Origin of the sequence: Pseudidiomarina halophila (genome assembly GCF_003987215.1) — a bacterium.
Taxonomy (GTDB): Bacteria; Pseudomonadota; Gammaproteobacteria; order Enterobacterales; family Alteromonadaceae; genus Pseudidiomarina; species Pseudidiomarina halophila.
This window is the reverse complement of sequence record NZ_PIPW01000001.1, coordinates 309,212-323,469: the sequence shown is the minus strand read 5'-3', so window position 1 is coordinate 323,469 and position 14,258 is coordinate 309,212. Positions and strand designations below refer to the sequence as shown.

The window sequence follows — 14,258 nt, the reverse complement described above, 5'->3', positions numbered from 1 at the left end:
TTACATAACCTGCCGCCAACTTACAAGTACTGAATGCTACAAAACAGTGAGACTGCTCATTAATTCGCCGCGGCATCAACTTCACTGGCAATTTGCTGCGCCAGGGTCTTAACCGTCTGTGGATCACGGCCTTCAACCATCACCCGGATCAGGGGTTCAGTGCCCGATTTGCGCAACAGTACCCGCCCCTCGTTGCCAAGGCGGCGTTCAACATCAGCGACCGCTGATTGCACCGCGGCATCATTGAGTGGATCTGATCCAGCCTGGAACCGCACGTTAATCAGCGCTTGTGGGTACTTTTCAAAGCCGCGCAGCAGCTCAGTCAAACTGCACTGTTCACGCTGCATTGCCGTCAACACCTGTAATCCGGCGATGATCCCATCACCGGTACTATGAAACTGGCGATTGATTAAATGTCCGGAATTCTCACCGCCAATCTTCCAGTCACGTTTAACTAATTCTTCCATGACATAACGATCACCTACTTTGGCTCGCACAAAAGGAATTTTGCGGTCGGCGAAAAACTTTTCCAAAGCAAAGTTAGACATCAGCGTGCCAACAATCCCGCCTTGCAGTAATCCATCCTGCTGGGCCGCCCGGGCAAGAATATAAATAACATCATCGCCGTCGACGATCCGTCCCTCTGCGGTCACCATCATTAAGCGATCACCATCACCATCGAGGGCAAAACCAAGATCCGCTTTATGTTCACGCACACTGGCTTGCAGTGCAGCTAAGTCCGTTGCTCCGCACTTGGCATTAATATTCACACCGTTCGGCGCAGTACCAATTTCATGCACTGTGGCACCGAGTTCCCGCAGTACGTCTGGTGCAATATGATAGGTCGCACCATGAGCACAATCGACCACGATGGTTAAACCGCTTAGCGACAGTTCTGAAGGAAAAACACTTTTACAGAATTCAATATACCGCCCTGGCGCATCATCGATGCGGCTGGCACGACCCATTTGCTCCGATGGAACGCAAACGAGCGGTTCATCCAGCAATCGCTCAATTTCGCTCTCAACGGCATCGGCAAGCTTACTGCCGGAGTCAGAGAAAAACTTAATTCCGTTGTCGTAATACGGGTTATGCGAGGCACTGATAACGATTCCGGCAGCAGCACGGAAATTCCGTGTCAAATAAGCCACTGCTGGGGTTGGCATAGGGCCGAGAAACTCGACACTAACGCCCGCCGAAAGCAGTCCAGCTTCCAGTGCTGACTCCAACATGTAGCCTGACAGACGGGTGTCTTTACCCACTAGTACGCGTTGATTACCTGACTTAGACAAAACCGTCCCAGCGGCCCAGCCTAGCTTGACGGCGAAATCGGGGGTAATCGGAAAGTCACCGACCCGACCACGGACACCATCGGTGCCAAAATACTTACGTTGACTCAACTGAAATCTCCAGCCAAGGTTGCTGCAACCACTTTCATTGCATCAACCGTTTCCCTGACATCATGTACACGAATAATTCGCGCCCCTTTCATTGCTGCTATCGTTGCGGCGGCGATACTCGCCGGCAAGCGTTCCGGCACTTCGCGCCCGGTCACATGACCCAACATTGATTTTCGCGATAATCCAATCAGCAACGGCTGTTGCAGCTCGTGAAAAGCTTGCATACGTTGCAGCAGCTGATAATTATGCCTGACGCTTTTACCAAAGCCAAAGCCTGGATCAAGATAAATCCGTTCTAAAGCTATGCCAGCTTGCTCACAGGCTCGCAGGCGCTCCTGCAGGAATGACTTCACCTCAATTACTACGTCGTCGTAGCGTGGCTCATGCTGCATCGTGCGCGGCTCACCCTGCATATGCATCAGGCAGACATCAGCATCATGTTGAGCCAGTAACGCCAGGGCGCCATCATCCTGCAAAGCGCGAATGTCATTTACTAAGTCAACACCCTGCCCTAAGGCTTCAGCCATAACTGCGGTCTTGCAGGTATCGATCGACAGAGCAACATCAAATTCTGCCCGTAACCGGTTGAGCACCGGCATAACTCGATCAAGCTCTTCCTGAATTCCTACGGCCTCAGCGCCTGGTCGCGTAGACTCGCCGCCAACATCAAGGTATTCGGCACCATCGGCAACCATTTGCTGTGCTTGCCGTAGCGCACGGTCAAGTCCATCGTATCGACCACCATCAGAGAAAGAATCCGGAGTGATATTGAGAATACCCATTACTTTGGGCTGTGCGGTTCCAGCTGTCATACTGCTATCCTCAAAAAAAAGCCCCGAACCGGGGCTTTTCTCCATTAACTTGCGGGCGCATCGCCGGGCTTACCCGTCAACGGTTCCTCATCGGAACTCGTTGTCGCACCGCCACTCGTATCATCATTGCGATCCGGCTTCTGCCAGTCACGTGGTTCACGCACATCGCGACGATTCATCAGGTCATCAATCTGGTCCGCATCGATGGTTTCATACTTCATCAACGCATCTTTCATGGTATGCAGAATATCGACGTTCTCTTCCAGAATCCGCTTCGCACGATCGTAGTTACGGTCAATGAACAGCTTCACTTCCTGGTCAATGGCGCGCGCTGTCTCATCGGACATGTGTTTGTGCTGAGTTACCGAGCGACCAAGGAAAACCTCGTTCTCATCGTCAGCATATAGCAACGGCCCCATTTTTTCTGACAAGCCCCACTGAGTGACCATCTTCTTGGCAATCTGCGTAGCCCGCTCAATATCATTCGAGGCACCTGTAGTGACTTTCTCATCACCATAGATGATTTGCTCGGCCAGACGACCACCAAATAAGCTCGAAATCATGCTTTCCAGATGCTGCTTGGAATGACTCACCCGATCCTGCTCCGGCAGGTACATCGTTACCCCAAGAGCGCGGCCGCGTGGGATAATCGAAACTTTGTAAACCGGGTCATGCTCAGGAACCAAGCGACCGACGATGGCGTGACCAGCTTCGTGATAAGCAGTCATTGCTTTCTCTTCATCCGTCATAACCATCGAGCGGCGTTCAGCGCCCATCATAATCTTGTCTTTCGCTTTGTCGAATTCTTCCATAGCGACTACACGCTTGTTAGAACGCGCCGCAAATAACGCCGCCTCGTTAACCAGGTTAGCAAGATCTGCACCTGAAAAGCCCGGCGTACCACGCGCAATGACTGATGCATCAACATCATCACCTAAGGGCACTTTACGCATATGGACTTTCAGGATCTGCTCACGTCCGCGTACGTCCGGTAAACCCACCATGACTTGACGGTCAAAACGGCCAGGTCGTAGCAATGCCGGATCCAATACATCAGGACGGTTGGTTGCAGCAATGACGATAATTCCTTCATTACCTTCAAAGCCATCCATCTCAACCAACATCTGGTTCAAGGTCTGTTCACGTTCATCGTGTCCGCCACCAAGACCTGCGCCCCGCTGACGACCCACGGCATCAATCTCATCGATGAAGATAATGCAAGGTGCTGACTTTTTCGCCTGTTCGAACATGTCACGCACACGCGATGCGCCGACACCAACAAACATTTCGACGAAGTCAGAACCTGAGATAGAAAAGAACGGGACTTTTGCTTCGCCGGAAATCGCTTTGGCAAGCAATGTCTTACCCGTACCAGGAGGTCCTACCATAAGCACGCCGGTAGGAATTTTACCACCTAAGCGCTGGAACTTGGTTGGGTCACGCAAGTACTCAACCAGTTCCGAAACCTCTTCTTTCGCTTCATCACAGCCTGCAACGTCGCTGAAGGTGGTTTTGATCTGCTCTTCACTCATCAGACGCGCCTTACTCTTACCAAAGCTCATCGCCCCGCGACCACCGCCACCGCCTTGCATTTGACGCATGAAGAAAATCCACACACCAATAAGCAGCAGCATTGGGAACCACGAGATGAAGATCGAAGTAAGAATACTCGGCTCTTCTGGTGGTTTTCCGACCACTTCAACATTATTCTGCAGTAAGTCATTCATAAGTTCAGGGTCGCTCATCGGCATCACCGTAGTAAACGACTCACCCGTACGCGATTGCGCAGTGATCATCCGCCCATCAATATCAGCTTTACGGACACCGCCGTTGTTCACCTGCGAAACAAATTCGCTATACGGAACCTGTTCGGTGGTGCCGCTGCCAGGACTGAAACTATTGAACACCGTCATTAATACGACAGCAATCACCAGCCAAAGAATTAAATTTTTTGCCATATCGCTCAAAGCTGACTACCTCATTTATTTACATTGCTTAGCTCGCTCACCACAGCGTACTACAATTTGTATCCCGTAGCTACCAAATAGACCTCTCGAGAGCGGGCTCGGGAGGAGTCTGGCTTACGTGTGCGAACGCTGGTAAACGCTGCTCTAACTGCCTTTAAATACTCTTCAAAACCCTGACCGTGAAAGACTTTGACGACAAAACTACCGTTCGGTTTCAAAACCTGATGGCACATTTCCAAAGCCAATTCGACCAGATACATTGCCCGGGGTAAATCGACATTGTCGTTGCCGCTCATATTGGGCGCCATATCGGACAGCACTACATCTACGTTTTTCCCACCAATTCGGGTCAGCAGCGCATCTAAAACACTTTCTTCGCGGAAGTCTCCTTCGAGAAAATCCACCCCGGCAATAGGATCCATCGGCAGGATATCGCAGGCAATGACCTGGCAGTTACCGTCCAGTTTATCAACCACATACTGTGACCAACCGCCCGGTGCCGCGCCTAAATCGACCACGGTCATTCCTTGCTTCAGGATTCGATCTTTTTGCTGAATTTCATCAATTTTGAATACCGCACGCGAACGCAACCCCTGCTTCTGGGCCTTCTGTACGTAATGGTCACTAAAGTGCTCCTGCAACCATCGTGTGCTACTTGCTGAACGTTTTTTACCCATTGTCTCAATACCAAACTGGCTTCTACTACCCAGATGGCGGTAGAATAGCGAAAATTCAAGAGATAGTGGGATATTATTACATGGCTGCAGGGTTAACTTTAAGCAATAAACAGAAACAGCACTTAAAAAGCTTGGCACACAAGCTCAAACCAGTGGTGTTATTAGGCGGCAATGGCCTGACCGAAGGGGTAATGGCTGAGATTGAACTGGCTTTGAACCATCATGAGCTTATTAAGGTTCGCGTACCCGAAGATGACCGTGAATTGCGTGAACAAATTTACGCAACCATAGTCGCTCATACGCAGGCTTATCGGGTGCAGGTCGTGGGTAAGATTCTTACGCTCTACAAACCAAGTCCAGAAGGGAAAATTCAGTTACCGCGCAACTAAGTGCGCGGTTTTTTTGCTCTGCGTTGGGCGCTGGCAAGCGCCTTCGCAACCTGTTTCACGGCAAAGTTCACCGTTACATGGTCAGATCGCCGGGCCAGATAGGTCTCTACCAGCAGTTCCTGATTATCCTCATTCTTTTCCAGTTTAAATAATTCAAATAATGGCTCAACAGCTTCCACAGCCTTGATAATCTGAGTTCGTTCAGAGGCACGTTGATACTCCGAGTGCATCACTTCAGCAATATGCAATTGTGATGGTGTCGGATAATTCAGCTGTTTGTCTGGCGAGAAAAACCAGTCTAATGAGATACCTGCGTTAATCAGACCGGCGACTAACTGATCGCTGGTGACCGTCCCGCGTTTTACCCAATTTGCATAGGTGGAATTAGGAATACCAATTTTGCGCATGATCTTCGCCAACGGCAGATCACCGTAATACAGCCGTAATCGTGCAATACACTCATCCATACTGAGTATTTCTACTTTGCTTTTCGGCGCCCTATGTGTAGTATTTATTTTTGTGTCATTTGACATTATTTTTCCTTAATTTTTGTCTTTTGACCCATTTTTTAGTTCTTTTGAATACACTGTGAACTCCACTTAAGTTCACAATGAGCTACATTCAACCACAGCAGAGCGACGATGGATAGTAATAAAATTAAAAAGGAATTAGCCCAGCGCGGATTTGATTTTTCGATGCTTGCTAAAGCTCTGGGTAAGAGCCCTTCACTGATTTCAAAGGTAGCTTCACGCAAAGCGCGTTCAAAATCTGTGGCGTTAGCCATTGCGAAAGCGCTTGGCCGCCCGGTAGATGAAGTCTTCCCCGATGTCGAGAGTTATCATGGCCCTGCTATCGCGACGAAACAGGATCGGGAACAAAAAGAGCGCGAACTGGTCGCGCTCTTAAATGACAATGATTGACGAATTACGCTAACGAGGACTAGACGTATTCGACCTTAACGACTTCATATTCGACTTCACCGCTTGGGGTATTCACGCGGGCAACGTCATCGATTTGTTTACCGATAAGCGCACGCGAGATCGGTGAATTCACTGAAATTAGATTCTGCTTAATATCAGCTTCATCATCACCAACAATGCGGTACGTCACTTCTTTCTCAGTCGTCGTATTGTAGAGAGTTACCGTCGAACCAAAAATTATTTTGCCTTGGTTAGGTACCTTAGTAACATCAATAATCTGTGCGTTTGAAAGCTTCGCCTCGATCTCCTGAATCCGACCTTCACAAAAGCCCTGCTGTTCACGCGCCGCATGATACTCAGCATTTTCTTTAAGGTCACCATGCTCACGCGCATCCGAGATTGCCTGGATGATGCGCGGTCGATCTTCAGTTTTTAAACGCTTTAATTCCTCCCGCAGCATCTCAGCGCCACGGGTTGTCATTGGAATCTGACTCATGCTGTTTCAACCCTTTTATGTAATGACTGCAGTGAGTTTACTCGTGCCCGATCATCTGCAGTATTTGCTTTTACGGTCGCAAAGGCTGCATTTAACGTGGTGGTGTAAATCACTTTATTCAAGAGTGCTTCGCGGCGAATGTAGACCGAGTCTTCAATTGCCTGGCGACCTTCAACGGTGTTGATTATGTAACTGTACTCGCCGTTTTTAATTGCATCAACAATATTTGGTCGGCCTTCCTGTAGTTTATTGACAACGGTACAGGTAATGCCCTCTTCATTTAACATTTTTGCTGTGCCGCGGGTCGCTTCGAGCGAGAAGCCCAACGCAATCAAACCGCGGGCAAGATCAAAGATCCGGGCTTTATCGCCATCTCGCACTGAGAGCAATGCCTTTCCGGCTTTCGCCAGTGCTTCGCCAGCGCCCAAATTAGCTTTTGCATAAGCTTCTTCAAAGCTCTCGCCGACGCCCATCACTTCGCCCGTAGAGCGCATTTCCGGACCGCGGATCGGATCCACTCCCTGGAATTTAGCAAACGGAATAACCACTTCTTTCACCGAATAATACGGTGGAATAACTTCTTTCTCATAGCCTTGTTGCTGCAGGGTCTGTCCGACCATGACGCGTGCCGCGATCTTAGCCAGCGGGACACCCGTTGCTTTTGACACGAATGGCACGGTGCGCGCAGCGCGAGGATTCACCTCAATCAGATAAACTTCGTCATCTTTAATCGCAAACTGCGCGTTCATTAAACCTCGTACATTAAGTTCAAACGCCAGTTTGCTCATCTGATCACGCAACTCGTCCTGAATCTTGTCACTCAACGAGTAAGGCGGCAATGAACACGCAGAGTCACCGGAATGTACCCCTGCCTGCTCAATGTGTTGCATGATACCACCAATGAAAACCCGCTCGCCGTCACAAATAGCGTCGACATCAACCTCAATAGCATTATCAAGGAAACGATCCAGCAGTACTGGTGCTGAGTTTGATACTTTCACTGCATCGGTAAGATAACGGTGCAAGTCGCTTTCGTCATACACGATTTCCATAGCGCGACCACCAAGCACATAGCTTGGCCGGACAACTAGAGGGTAGCCGATGCGCTCTGCTTCACGTAAAGCTTCATCAACTTTCGTCACGGTTGCATTTTCAGGCTGTTTTAAGCCCAAACGGGTGACTGCGCTCTGGAAACGCTCACGATCTTCAGCTCGGTCAATCGCATCTGGCGAGGTACCGATAATAGGTACACCATTAGCTTCCAGCTCGCGCGCTAATTTCAGTGGCGTCTGGCCACCGTATTGCACGATAACGCCTTTAGGTTTCTCAATTCTGACAATTTCCAGCACATCTTCGAGTGTAATGGGTTCGAAGTACAGCCGATCTGAGGTGTCATAGTCCGTGGACACAGTCTCAGGGTTACAGTTCACCATGATGGTTTCGTAACCATCTTCACGGAGCGCTAAAGCCGCGTGAACGCAGCAGTAGTCAAACTCAATCCCCTGACCGATGCGGTTTGGACCACCACCGATAACCATGATCTTTTCACGATCCGTAGGATTAGCTTCACACTCGTCATCATAGGTCGAATACATGTAGGCGGTATCAGAAGCAAATTCTGCAGCGCAGGTATCGACCCGTTTGTAAACCGGGTGAATGCCCAGTTCGTGACGGCGACGCCGGACTTCTGTTTCAGAAACATCAAGAATTGCAGCAATCCGCTCGTCGGCAAAGCCTTTGCGCTTCAGTAAACGCAATACCCGTTCGTCGAGTCCAATCATGCCAAGCTTTTTAATTTCCGCTTCCAGTAACACGATTTCTTCAATCTGAATCAGATACCACTCATCAATCCGTGTCAGTTCGAAGACTTCACGCACTGTCATGCCAATGCGGAATGCATCAGCAATATAGAAAATACGCTCAGCGCCAGGTTCTTTCAGTTCTCGAATCACCTTGCCACGTGCTTCAGGATCATTTGGCTCAACCATTGGATCAAATCCACTGGCGCCAATTTCCAGTCCGCGCAGCGCTTTCTGCATAGACTCCTGCTGGTTACGACCGATGGCCATCACTTCGCCTACTGATTTCATCTGCGTCGTTAAGCGGTCGTTACAGCCTGCAAATTTTTCAAAGTTAAAGCGTGGGATCTTGGTCACAACATAGTCAAGCGCAGGCTCAAACGATGCCGGTGTAACGCCTCCGGTGATCTCATTTTCGAGTTCATCCAGGGTGTAACCTACCGCCAGTTTCGCTGCCACTTTAGCAATTGGGAAACCCGTTGCTTTGGAGGCTAGAGCTGATGAGCGCGAGACTCGTGGATTCATCTCAATAATAACCATACGTCCGGTATCGGGATCGATCCCAAACTGTACGTTCGAGCCACCAGTTTCAACGCCAATCTCCCGCAATACCGCCATCGCTGCATTACGCATGATTTGGTATTCTTTATCGGTTAAGGTCTGCGCCGGAGCGACAGTAATGGAGTCACCGGTATGGATGCCCATGGCGTCAAAGTTTTCAATCGCACAAACAATAATGCAGTTGTCCGCTTTATCGCGAACCACTTCCATTTCAAATTCTTTCCAGCCGATCAACGATTCATCGATGAGCAATTCTTTGGTCGGCGATAAATCTAAACCACGGCGGCAAATTTCTTCAAACTCTTCGCGGTTGTAAGCGATACCGCCACCGCTGCCACCCATAGTGAACGACGGTCGGATAATACACGGAAAACCAAGTCGGCCGAGAATATCGAACGCCTCTTCGAGGTTATGTGCAACCTCGGCGTTAGGCGTTTCCAGGCCGATAGCTTTCATTGCTTTATCGAAGCGGTCACGATCTTCGGCTTTGTCGATGGCATCAGCATTCGCGCCGATCATTTCAACATTGTATTTTTCCAGTACGCCATGCTTGTCGAGTTCAAGGGCACAGTTCAGTGCGGTTTGCCCACCCATGGTCGGCAATACTGCGTCTGGCCGTTCAACTTCAATAATTTTTGCCACGACTTCCCAGTGAATCGGCTCGATGTAGGTCACATCTGCCATTTCCGGGTCGGTCATGATAGTGGCGGGATTTGAGTTCACCAAGATAACCTTGTAACCCTCTTCACGCAGGGCTTTACAAGCTTGGGCGCCGGAATAGTCAAACTCACAGGCCTGGCCGATAACAATAGGGCCAGCGCCTAGAATGAGGATGCTTTTTATGTCGGTACGTTTTGGCATAAGTCGGTTCGTCCTCCGTTCGGCAGCGCTTACTGCGCGCGCTGGCTCATCAAGTCAATAAAGTGGTCAAACAAAGGCGCCACATCGTGCGGCCCAGGGCTAGCTTCCGGGTGCCCCTGGAAACTGAAGGCTGGCACGTCAGTGCGATGGATGCCTTGTAAAGTGCCATCAAACAGCGACTTGTGCGTCACTTTAAGATTGTCCGGGAGGTTGTCTTCAGCCACCGCGAAACCATGGTTCTGACTCGTGATCATCACCCGTCCGCTGGCCAAATCCTGTACCGGATGGTTGGCACCATGGTGACCAAATTTCATCTTCTCAGTTTTTGCACCACTGGCTAATGCCAGCAATTGGTGTCCGAGACAAATACCAAACAGCGGAACTTTCTTTTCCATCAGCTCGCGAATTGCAGTAATTGCATAATCACATGGCTCGGGGTCACCCGGGCCATTGGATAGAAATACGCCGTCGGGATTCATTGCTAAAACTTCGCTGGCCGGTGTTTGGGCCGGTACCAAAGTTACTTTACAACCGCGATCTGCAAGCATCCGCAAAATATTACGCTTGCAACCATAATCATAAGCGACGACATGAAACTTAGGGTCCGTCAACTCGCTAAACCCTTTGCCCAGTTGCCAACTCTGACTGGTCCACTCATGAGGCGCGCGAATTGTAACGTCCTTCGCTAAATCCATGCCCTGCAAACCTGGAAAACCTCGCGCCAGCTCCAGCGCCCGGTCAATATCCAGTTCACCATCAACATTCCCTGCCATGATACAACCGTTCTGTGCACCCTTTTCACGCAACAGGCGGGTCAGTTTCCGCGTGTCGATATCGGCTATGCCGACCACGTTGCGCTGTCGCAGGTAATCACCTAAGGACTGCTCAAGACGGAAATTACTGGCTTTTAATGACAAGTCACGGATCACCAGACCTTTCGCCCAAACCCGATTGGATTCTTCGTCTTCGTGAGTGGTACCGTAATTGCCAATGTGGGGATAAGTAAGGGTTACAATTTGTTCAGCATAGGAGGGATCGGTGAGAATTTCTTGGTAGCCGGTCATTGCGGTATTAAAAACAACTTCGCCGACCGCCGTGCCACCAGCACCGATAGCAGTGCCGTGAAAAACAGTTCCATCCGCAAGCACCAAAATGGCTTTACTCGCTGAATGGCTCGCTAGGATACTCAAGGTTAACCTCCGTACATAAAAAAACGGGTGAATCATAAAATGACTTCCCCGTTGATTACCTTGCACCAGCTAAAAAGTGCGCGTTTTCAGCTCACCAACTTCAGGTTGGCAAATTGGGTCTATAGTAAAGAAAAGTGCCGCCCGAGTCCAGCTAAATTTCGTGTATTAGCCTCTGTAGCGTTGCCTTCATATCTAACATGTCGCGCATTCCATAATAGCCTGTAGGCTGCGATGCCAGCCACTGTGCGGCCTGAACCGCGCCACGGGCAAATACCTTGCGATCGCCTACCCGATGGGTTAGCTCAATACGCTCCCCTGGCTGGGCCAGCAACACCTGATGTTCACCGATAATATCCGCTGCGCGCACAACCGCAAAACCGATACTTCCCGCCCGGCGTTGCCCGGCACCACGTAATCCGGCATTAAGCTTCGCAAGCTGCTCTCCGCGGCCGTTAGCCGCGGCTGCCGCTAACACCAACGCGGTTCCCGAAGGAGCATCACGTTTTGCTTGATGATGAGCTTCCACAATCTCTACGTCAGCAGCAGGCAGCGCAGCACTGGCTAATGCGACCAGCTGCTCCATGACACAAATACCGACACTGGTATTAGCTGCGTAGAGTACCGGCACAGATTGCGCCGCTTCAGTTATTAGCGCCCGTTGCGCATCAGTTAAACCAGTAGTACAGACCACAATAGCAGCGCCTAAGCGCTGCGCGAGAGTCAGGTTATGCGCTAGAGCTTCCGGCAGACTAAAATCGATGAAGACATCAACTTCAGCAGCACTAAGGTCACTACCATCGCTGAAACATAAACCCTGCTCAGCGAATTGCGTAACCGTTTTACCAACATGCTTTGAGCCGGCGGCAACAATTGCCGCACTGCAGCTCAACTGTTGCTCCGCAAGCTCGGTCATTACCGCTTGCCCCATGCGCCCACTGGCACCAATAACCGCTATTTTCATGACTGTTCCTGCGCCCTGCCGACAAAATCTTCATTAGCCCTATTATCGTCACGCCCCAGCACAACTGCAACCGCCATATCGCCGGTAACGTTGGTTGCGGTGCGTGCCATGTCGATAATTCGATCAATAGCGGCAATGAAGGCAATACCTTCGAGAGGTAAACCGATAACGTTTAAAGTAACCGTCAGCATTACCAGCGCTGTCCCCGGCACACCAGCGGTGCCGATTGAGGCCAGCGTCGCAGTGCCGGTAATCAGCAGGTAGTCCATCCAGTCCAGCGGGATGCCGTACAACTGGGCAATGAAAATCGCAGCAATTGCAGGATAAATACCGCCGCAACCATCCATATTGATGGTCGCGCCAAGGGGCAAGACAAAGCTCGCGTACGATTTTTTTACACCAAGGCGTTCGGTAATTGCCTGATGCGCTGCGGGAATGGTGCCAAAGCTACTGCAGGTGGTATAAGCCACCAATTGTGCTGAGAACACAGATTTAAAGAAATACCACGGCGACATGCCCGCCAGCCGCACCATGGTTCCGTAGACAAAGATGATGTGAATCAGACATGCCAGATAGATAGCGCCAACAAACACAGCCAGCGGCGCAAGACTGCTCAGACCATAGCTACCGACCACCCAGGCCATTAACCCAAGCACACCCAGCGGCGTCAGCTCCAGTACCATTTTGGTGATGCGGTACATCACCTGAGCGCCTGCCTGTAAAACGTTACCAAGGGCTTGTGCCGGCGCGCCTACCTGTCGGATTGCAATACCGACTAGAGCCGCGAAAACAACAATTTGTAGAATTTTACCTTCACTCAATGCCGCAAATGGATTGCTCGGTATCATATTGAGGAATACGGCGATTGGGCCCGGGACAACCTTCTCCTGGTAATCCGCAGCAGCTGTCAGATTTTGCGTCGGCGAGACATCCAGCAAACTACCTACGGCTAAGCCAATAATGCTGGCAAGCACAGCTGTCAGCAAGAACAAACCAACGGTCTGCGCGCCGATTTTCCCCAGCCTTTCATTTTCACCAAACTGTAAAATTGCATTAACGATGGCACAGAAGATCAGCGGCGCCACCAGCATCTTTAAAGCTTGAATAAACAGGTCACCTAAGGGCTTCAGCGCCACGGCGAAATCCGGCACCAGGAGTCCCGCGGTCACACCAAGAACAAAAGCACCCAGCACCCGTTGCCAGAACGGAATTGCAAACCAGGTTTTGAGCATAGATCCTCTCGTCGATCGTCAAAAAGAATCTATTGTACGGGGGATGCGTGGGATAGGATTAGAACGATTGGTTATTCGATATTCGTTATTCGTTATTCGTACGTTCGACTACGTCTCACTGTTCGTACGCTACGCTGTTCGTTTAAACACCTAATAAAGCGGCCGCGGGGTGCGGCCGCCGGGCTGTTAGGGTTTGCGGCAACTGGCTTTTGGCGCCTGACGATAGGTGCTCATTGCGTCGACAGCTAACTCTTCCAGTTTATCAACACGGGTTTGTGGTGATGGGTGGGTGGAGAGAAATTCCGGTGGCTTCGGCCCACCCTGCTTCGCCATGTTACGCCACAACTCAGCGGCCTCACGGGGATCATAACCTGCCGCAGCCATATAACGCAGACCCAGCTCATCAGATTCACTTTCATGGATGCGCGAATAAGGCAAAATGTAGCCAAGTTGTACACCAAGGCCCAGCACGCCCATCACCATCGCGGCCTGTTCACTTTCCATTTCCTGGCCAATCAGCGCTCCGCCGAGCTGTAGACCAAGGCCAGCGGCAAACTGATTCGACATCCGTTCGTTACTATGACCTGCGATCACGTGACCAATTTCGTGACCAATGACAGCCGCTAACTGAGAAGCGTTTTCTGCAACTTCAATCAATCCCGTGTAAACGCCAATTTTGCCACCTGGCAAAGCGAAGGCGTTAACCGCCTCGCTATCAAAGACGGTGACTTCCCACTGCTGTTGCGCCCAGGGTGACGGCAACGCAGCAATGAGATCATCAGAGATACATTGTACGTACCGGTTTATGGCCGGGTCGGTCGAGATCTTCTCTTTCTCTTTGAGGGTATTGTAGCTTTGCGCACCTAGCTGAGCGATTTCATCGCTACTGAACAGCTGTAACTGCGATCGACCTGTTGGTGATTGCGTACATGCCACCAGACCCACAAGGGCCGTGGCAATGAGTCCGAACTTTAACGTGCGCATCGCTTTACT

13 protein-coding genes are annotated in these 14,258 nt (G+C 50.5%); 2 read left to right on the top strand and 11 right to left on the bottom strand.

Annotation, left to right across the window (positions count from 1 at the left end; genetic code table 11):
- Positions 1 to 59: 59 nt before the first annotated feature.
- Genes glmM through rlmE form a run of 4 tightly spaced genes read right to left on the bottom strand, consistent with a single transcriptional unit; the run spans position 60 to position 4,856 of the window.
- On the bottom strand, positions 60 to 1,400 hold the full coding sequence (gene glmM, locus CWI69_RS01420; protein ID WP_126761222.1) for a phosphoglucosamine mutase: 1,341 nt from the start codon (positions 1,398 to 1,400) through the stop codon (positions 60 to 62).
- Positions 1,397 to 2,212 carry a dihydropteroate synthase gene (folP, locus tag CWI69_RS01415; protein WP_126761220.1) on the bottom strand — a complete coding sequence of 272 codons (816 nt, stop codon included), beginning with the start codon at positions 2,210 to 2,212 and terminating at the stop codon, positions 1,397 to 1,399. Before folP ends, glmM begins: the two co-directional genes overlap by 4 nt.
- Before the next feature lie 44 nt (positions 2,213 to 2,256).
- Positions 2,257 to 4,179 (bottom strand): ATP-dependent zinc metalloprotease FtsH, encoded by a 1,923-nt coding sequence (gene ftsH, locus CWI69_RS01410; protein WP_126761218.1) that lies wholly within the window; start codon positions 4,177 to 4,179, stop codon positions 2,257 to 2,259.
- 50 nt (positions 4,180 to 4,229) lie between these two features.
- On the bottom strand, positions 4,230 to 4,856 hold the full coding sequence (rlmE, locus tag CWI69_RS01405; protein ID WP_126761216.1) for a 23S rRNA (uridine(2552)-2'-O)-methyltransferase RlmE: 627 nt from the start codon (positions 4,854 to 4,856) through the stop codon (positions 4,230 to 4,232).
- An 80-nt stretch (positions 4,857 to 4,936) separates the two neighbouring features.
- On the opposite strand from rlmE, the gene yhbY reads away from it, so the two are divergent.
- On the top strand, positions 4,937 to 5,245 hold the full coding sequence (yhbY, locus tag CWI69_RS01400) for a ribosome assembly RNA-binding protein YhbY (RefSeq protein WP_126761214.1): 309 nt from the start codon (positions 4,937 to 4,939) through the stop codon (positions 5,243 to 5,245).
- Here yhbY and CWI69_RS01395 read toward each other — a convergent pair.
- A complete protein-coding gene (locus CWI69_RS01395) occupies positions 5,242 to 5,712 on the bottom strand; it encodes a helix-turn-helix domain-containing protein (RefSeq protein WP_126761212.1) in 471 nt (156 codons plus the stop codon). The genes yhbY and CWI69_RS01395 overlap by 4 nt on opposite strands.
- A gap of 174 nt (positions 5,713 to 5,886) precedes the next feature.
- Here CWI69_RS01395 and CWI69_RS01390 point away from each other — a divergent pair, with 174 nt between their 5' ends.
- The gene (locus CWI69_RS01390; protein ID WP_126761210.1) at positions 5,887 to 6,165 is read left to right on the top strand and encodes a helix-turn-helix domain-containing protein; all 279 of its coding nucleotides are present in this window, start codon (positions 5,887 to 5,889) and stop codon (positions 6,163 to 6,165) included.
- A gap of 19 nt (positions 6,166 to 6,184) precedes the next feature.
- On the opposite strand, the gene greA is transcribed toward CWI69_RS01390, so the two are convergent.
- From greA to CWI69_RS01360, 6 genes are all read right to left on the bottom strand, one after another.
- Positions 6,185 to 6,661, bottom strand: a complete 477-nt coding sequence (gene greA, locus CWI69_RS01385; protein WP_126761208.1) for a transcription elongation factor GreA — start codon at positions 6,659 to 6,661, stop codon at positions 6,185 to 6,187.
- Positions 6,658 to 9,882: a carbamoyl-phosphate synthase large subunit gene (carB, locus tag CWI69_RS01380; RefSeq protein ID WP_126761206.1), complete on the bottom strand. Its 3,225-nt coding sequence runs from the start codon at positions 9,880 to 9,882 to the stop codon at positions 6,658 to 6,660. Before carB ends, greA begins: the two co-directional genes overlap by 4 nt.
- Positions 9,883 to 9,911: 29 nt before the next feature.
- A complete protein-coding gene (gene carA / locus CWI69_RS01375) occupies positions 9,912 to 11,072 on the bottom strand; it encodes a glutamine-hydrolyzing carbamoyl-phosphate synthase small subunit (RefSeq protein ID WP_241971012.1) in 1,161 nt (386 codons plus the stop codon).
- A 151-nt stretch (positions 11,073 to 11,223) separates the two neighbouring features.
- Positions 11,224 to 12,033, bottom strand: coding sequence for a 4-hydroxy-tetrahydrodipicolinate reductase (dapB, locus tag CWI69_RS01370; RefSeq protein WP_126761202.1), 810 nt, complete (start codon positions 12,031 to 12,033; stop codon positions 11,224 to 11,226).
- Positions 12,030 to 13,265 carry a dicarboxylate/amino acid:cation symporter gene (locus CWI69_RS01365; protein ID WP_126761200.1) on the bottom strand — a complete coding sequence of 412 codons (1,236 nt, stop codon included), beginning with the start codon at positions 13,263 to 13,265 and terminating at the stop codon, positions 12,030 to 12,032. The genes dapB and CWI69_RS01365 overlap by 4 nt, the downstream gene beginning before the upstream one ends.
- A 186-nt stretch (positions 13,266 to 13,451) precedes the next feature.
- Entirely contained in the window at positions 13,452 to 14,249 is a 798-nt protein-coding gene (locus CWI69_RS01360) for a M48 family metallopeptidase (RefSeq protein ID WP_126761199.1), read from the bottom strand.
- Positions 14,250 to 14,258 lie beyond the last annotated feature (9 nt).

Coding starts and splice junctions, on each gene's coding strand:
- folP (WP_126761220.1), bottom strand. CDS start 2,212: ATGACAGCTGGAACCGCACAGCCCAAAGTAATGGGTATTCTCAATATC.
- rlmE (WP_126761216.1), bottom strand. CDS start 4,856: ATGGGTAAAAAACGTTCAGCAAGTAGCACACGATGGTTGCAGGAGCAC.
- yhbY (WP_126761214.1), top strand. CDS start 4,937: ATGGCTGCAGGGTTAACTTTAAGCAATAAACAGAAACAGCACTTAAAA.
- CWI69_RS01395 (WP_126761212.1), bottom strand. CDS start 5,712: ATGGATGAGTGTATTGCACGATTACGGCTGTATTACGGTGATCTGCCG.
- CWI69_RS01390 (WP_126761210.1), top strand. CDS start 5,887: ATGGATAGTAATAAAATTAAAAAGGAATTAGCCCAGCGCGGATTTGAT.
- greA (WP_126761208.1), bottom strand. CDS start 6,661: ATGAGTCAGATTCCAATGACAACCCGTGGCGCTGAGATGCTGCGGGAG.
- carB (WP_126761206.1), bottom strand. CDS start 9,882: ATGCCAAAACGTACCGACATAAAAAGCATCCTCATTCTAGGCGCTGGC.
- dapB (WP_126761202.1), bottom strand. CDS start 12,033: ATGAAAATAGCGGTTATTGGTGCCAGTGGGCGCATGGGGCAAGCGGTA.
- CWI69_RS01365 (WP_126761200.1), bottom strand. CDS start 13,265: ATGCTCAAAACCTGGTTTGCAATTCCGTTCTGGCAACGGGTGCTGGGT.
- CWI69_RS01360 (WP_126761199.1), bottom strand. CDS start 14,249: ATGCGCACGTTAAAGTTCGGACTCATTGCCACGGCCCTTGTGGGTCTG.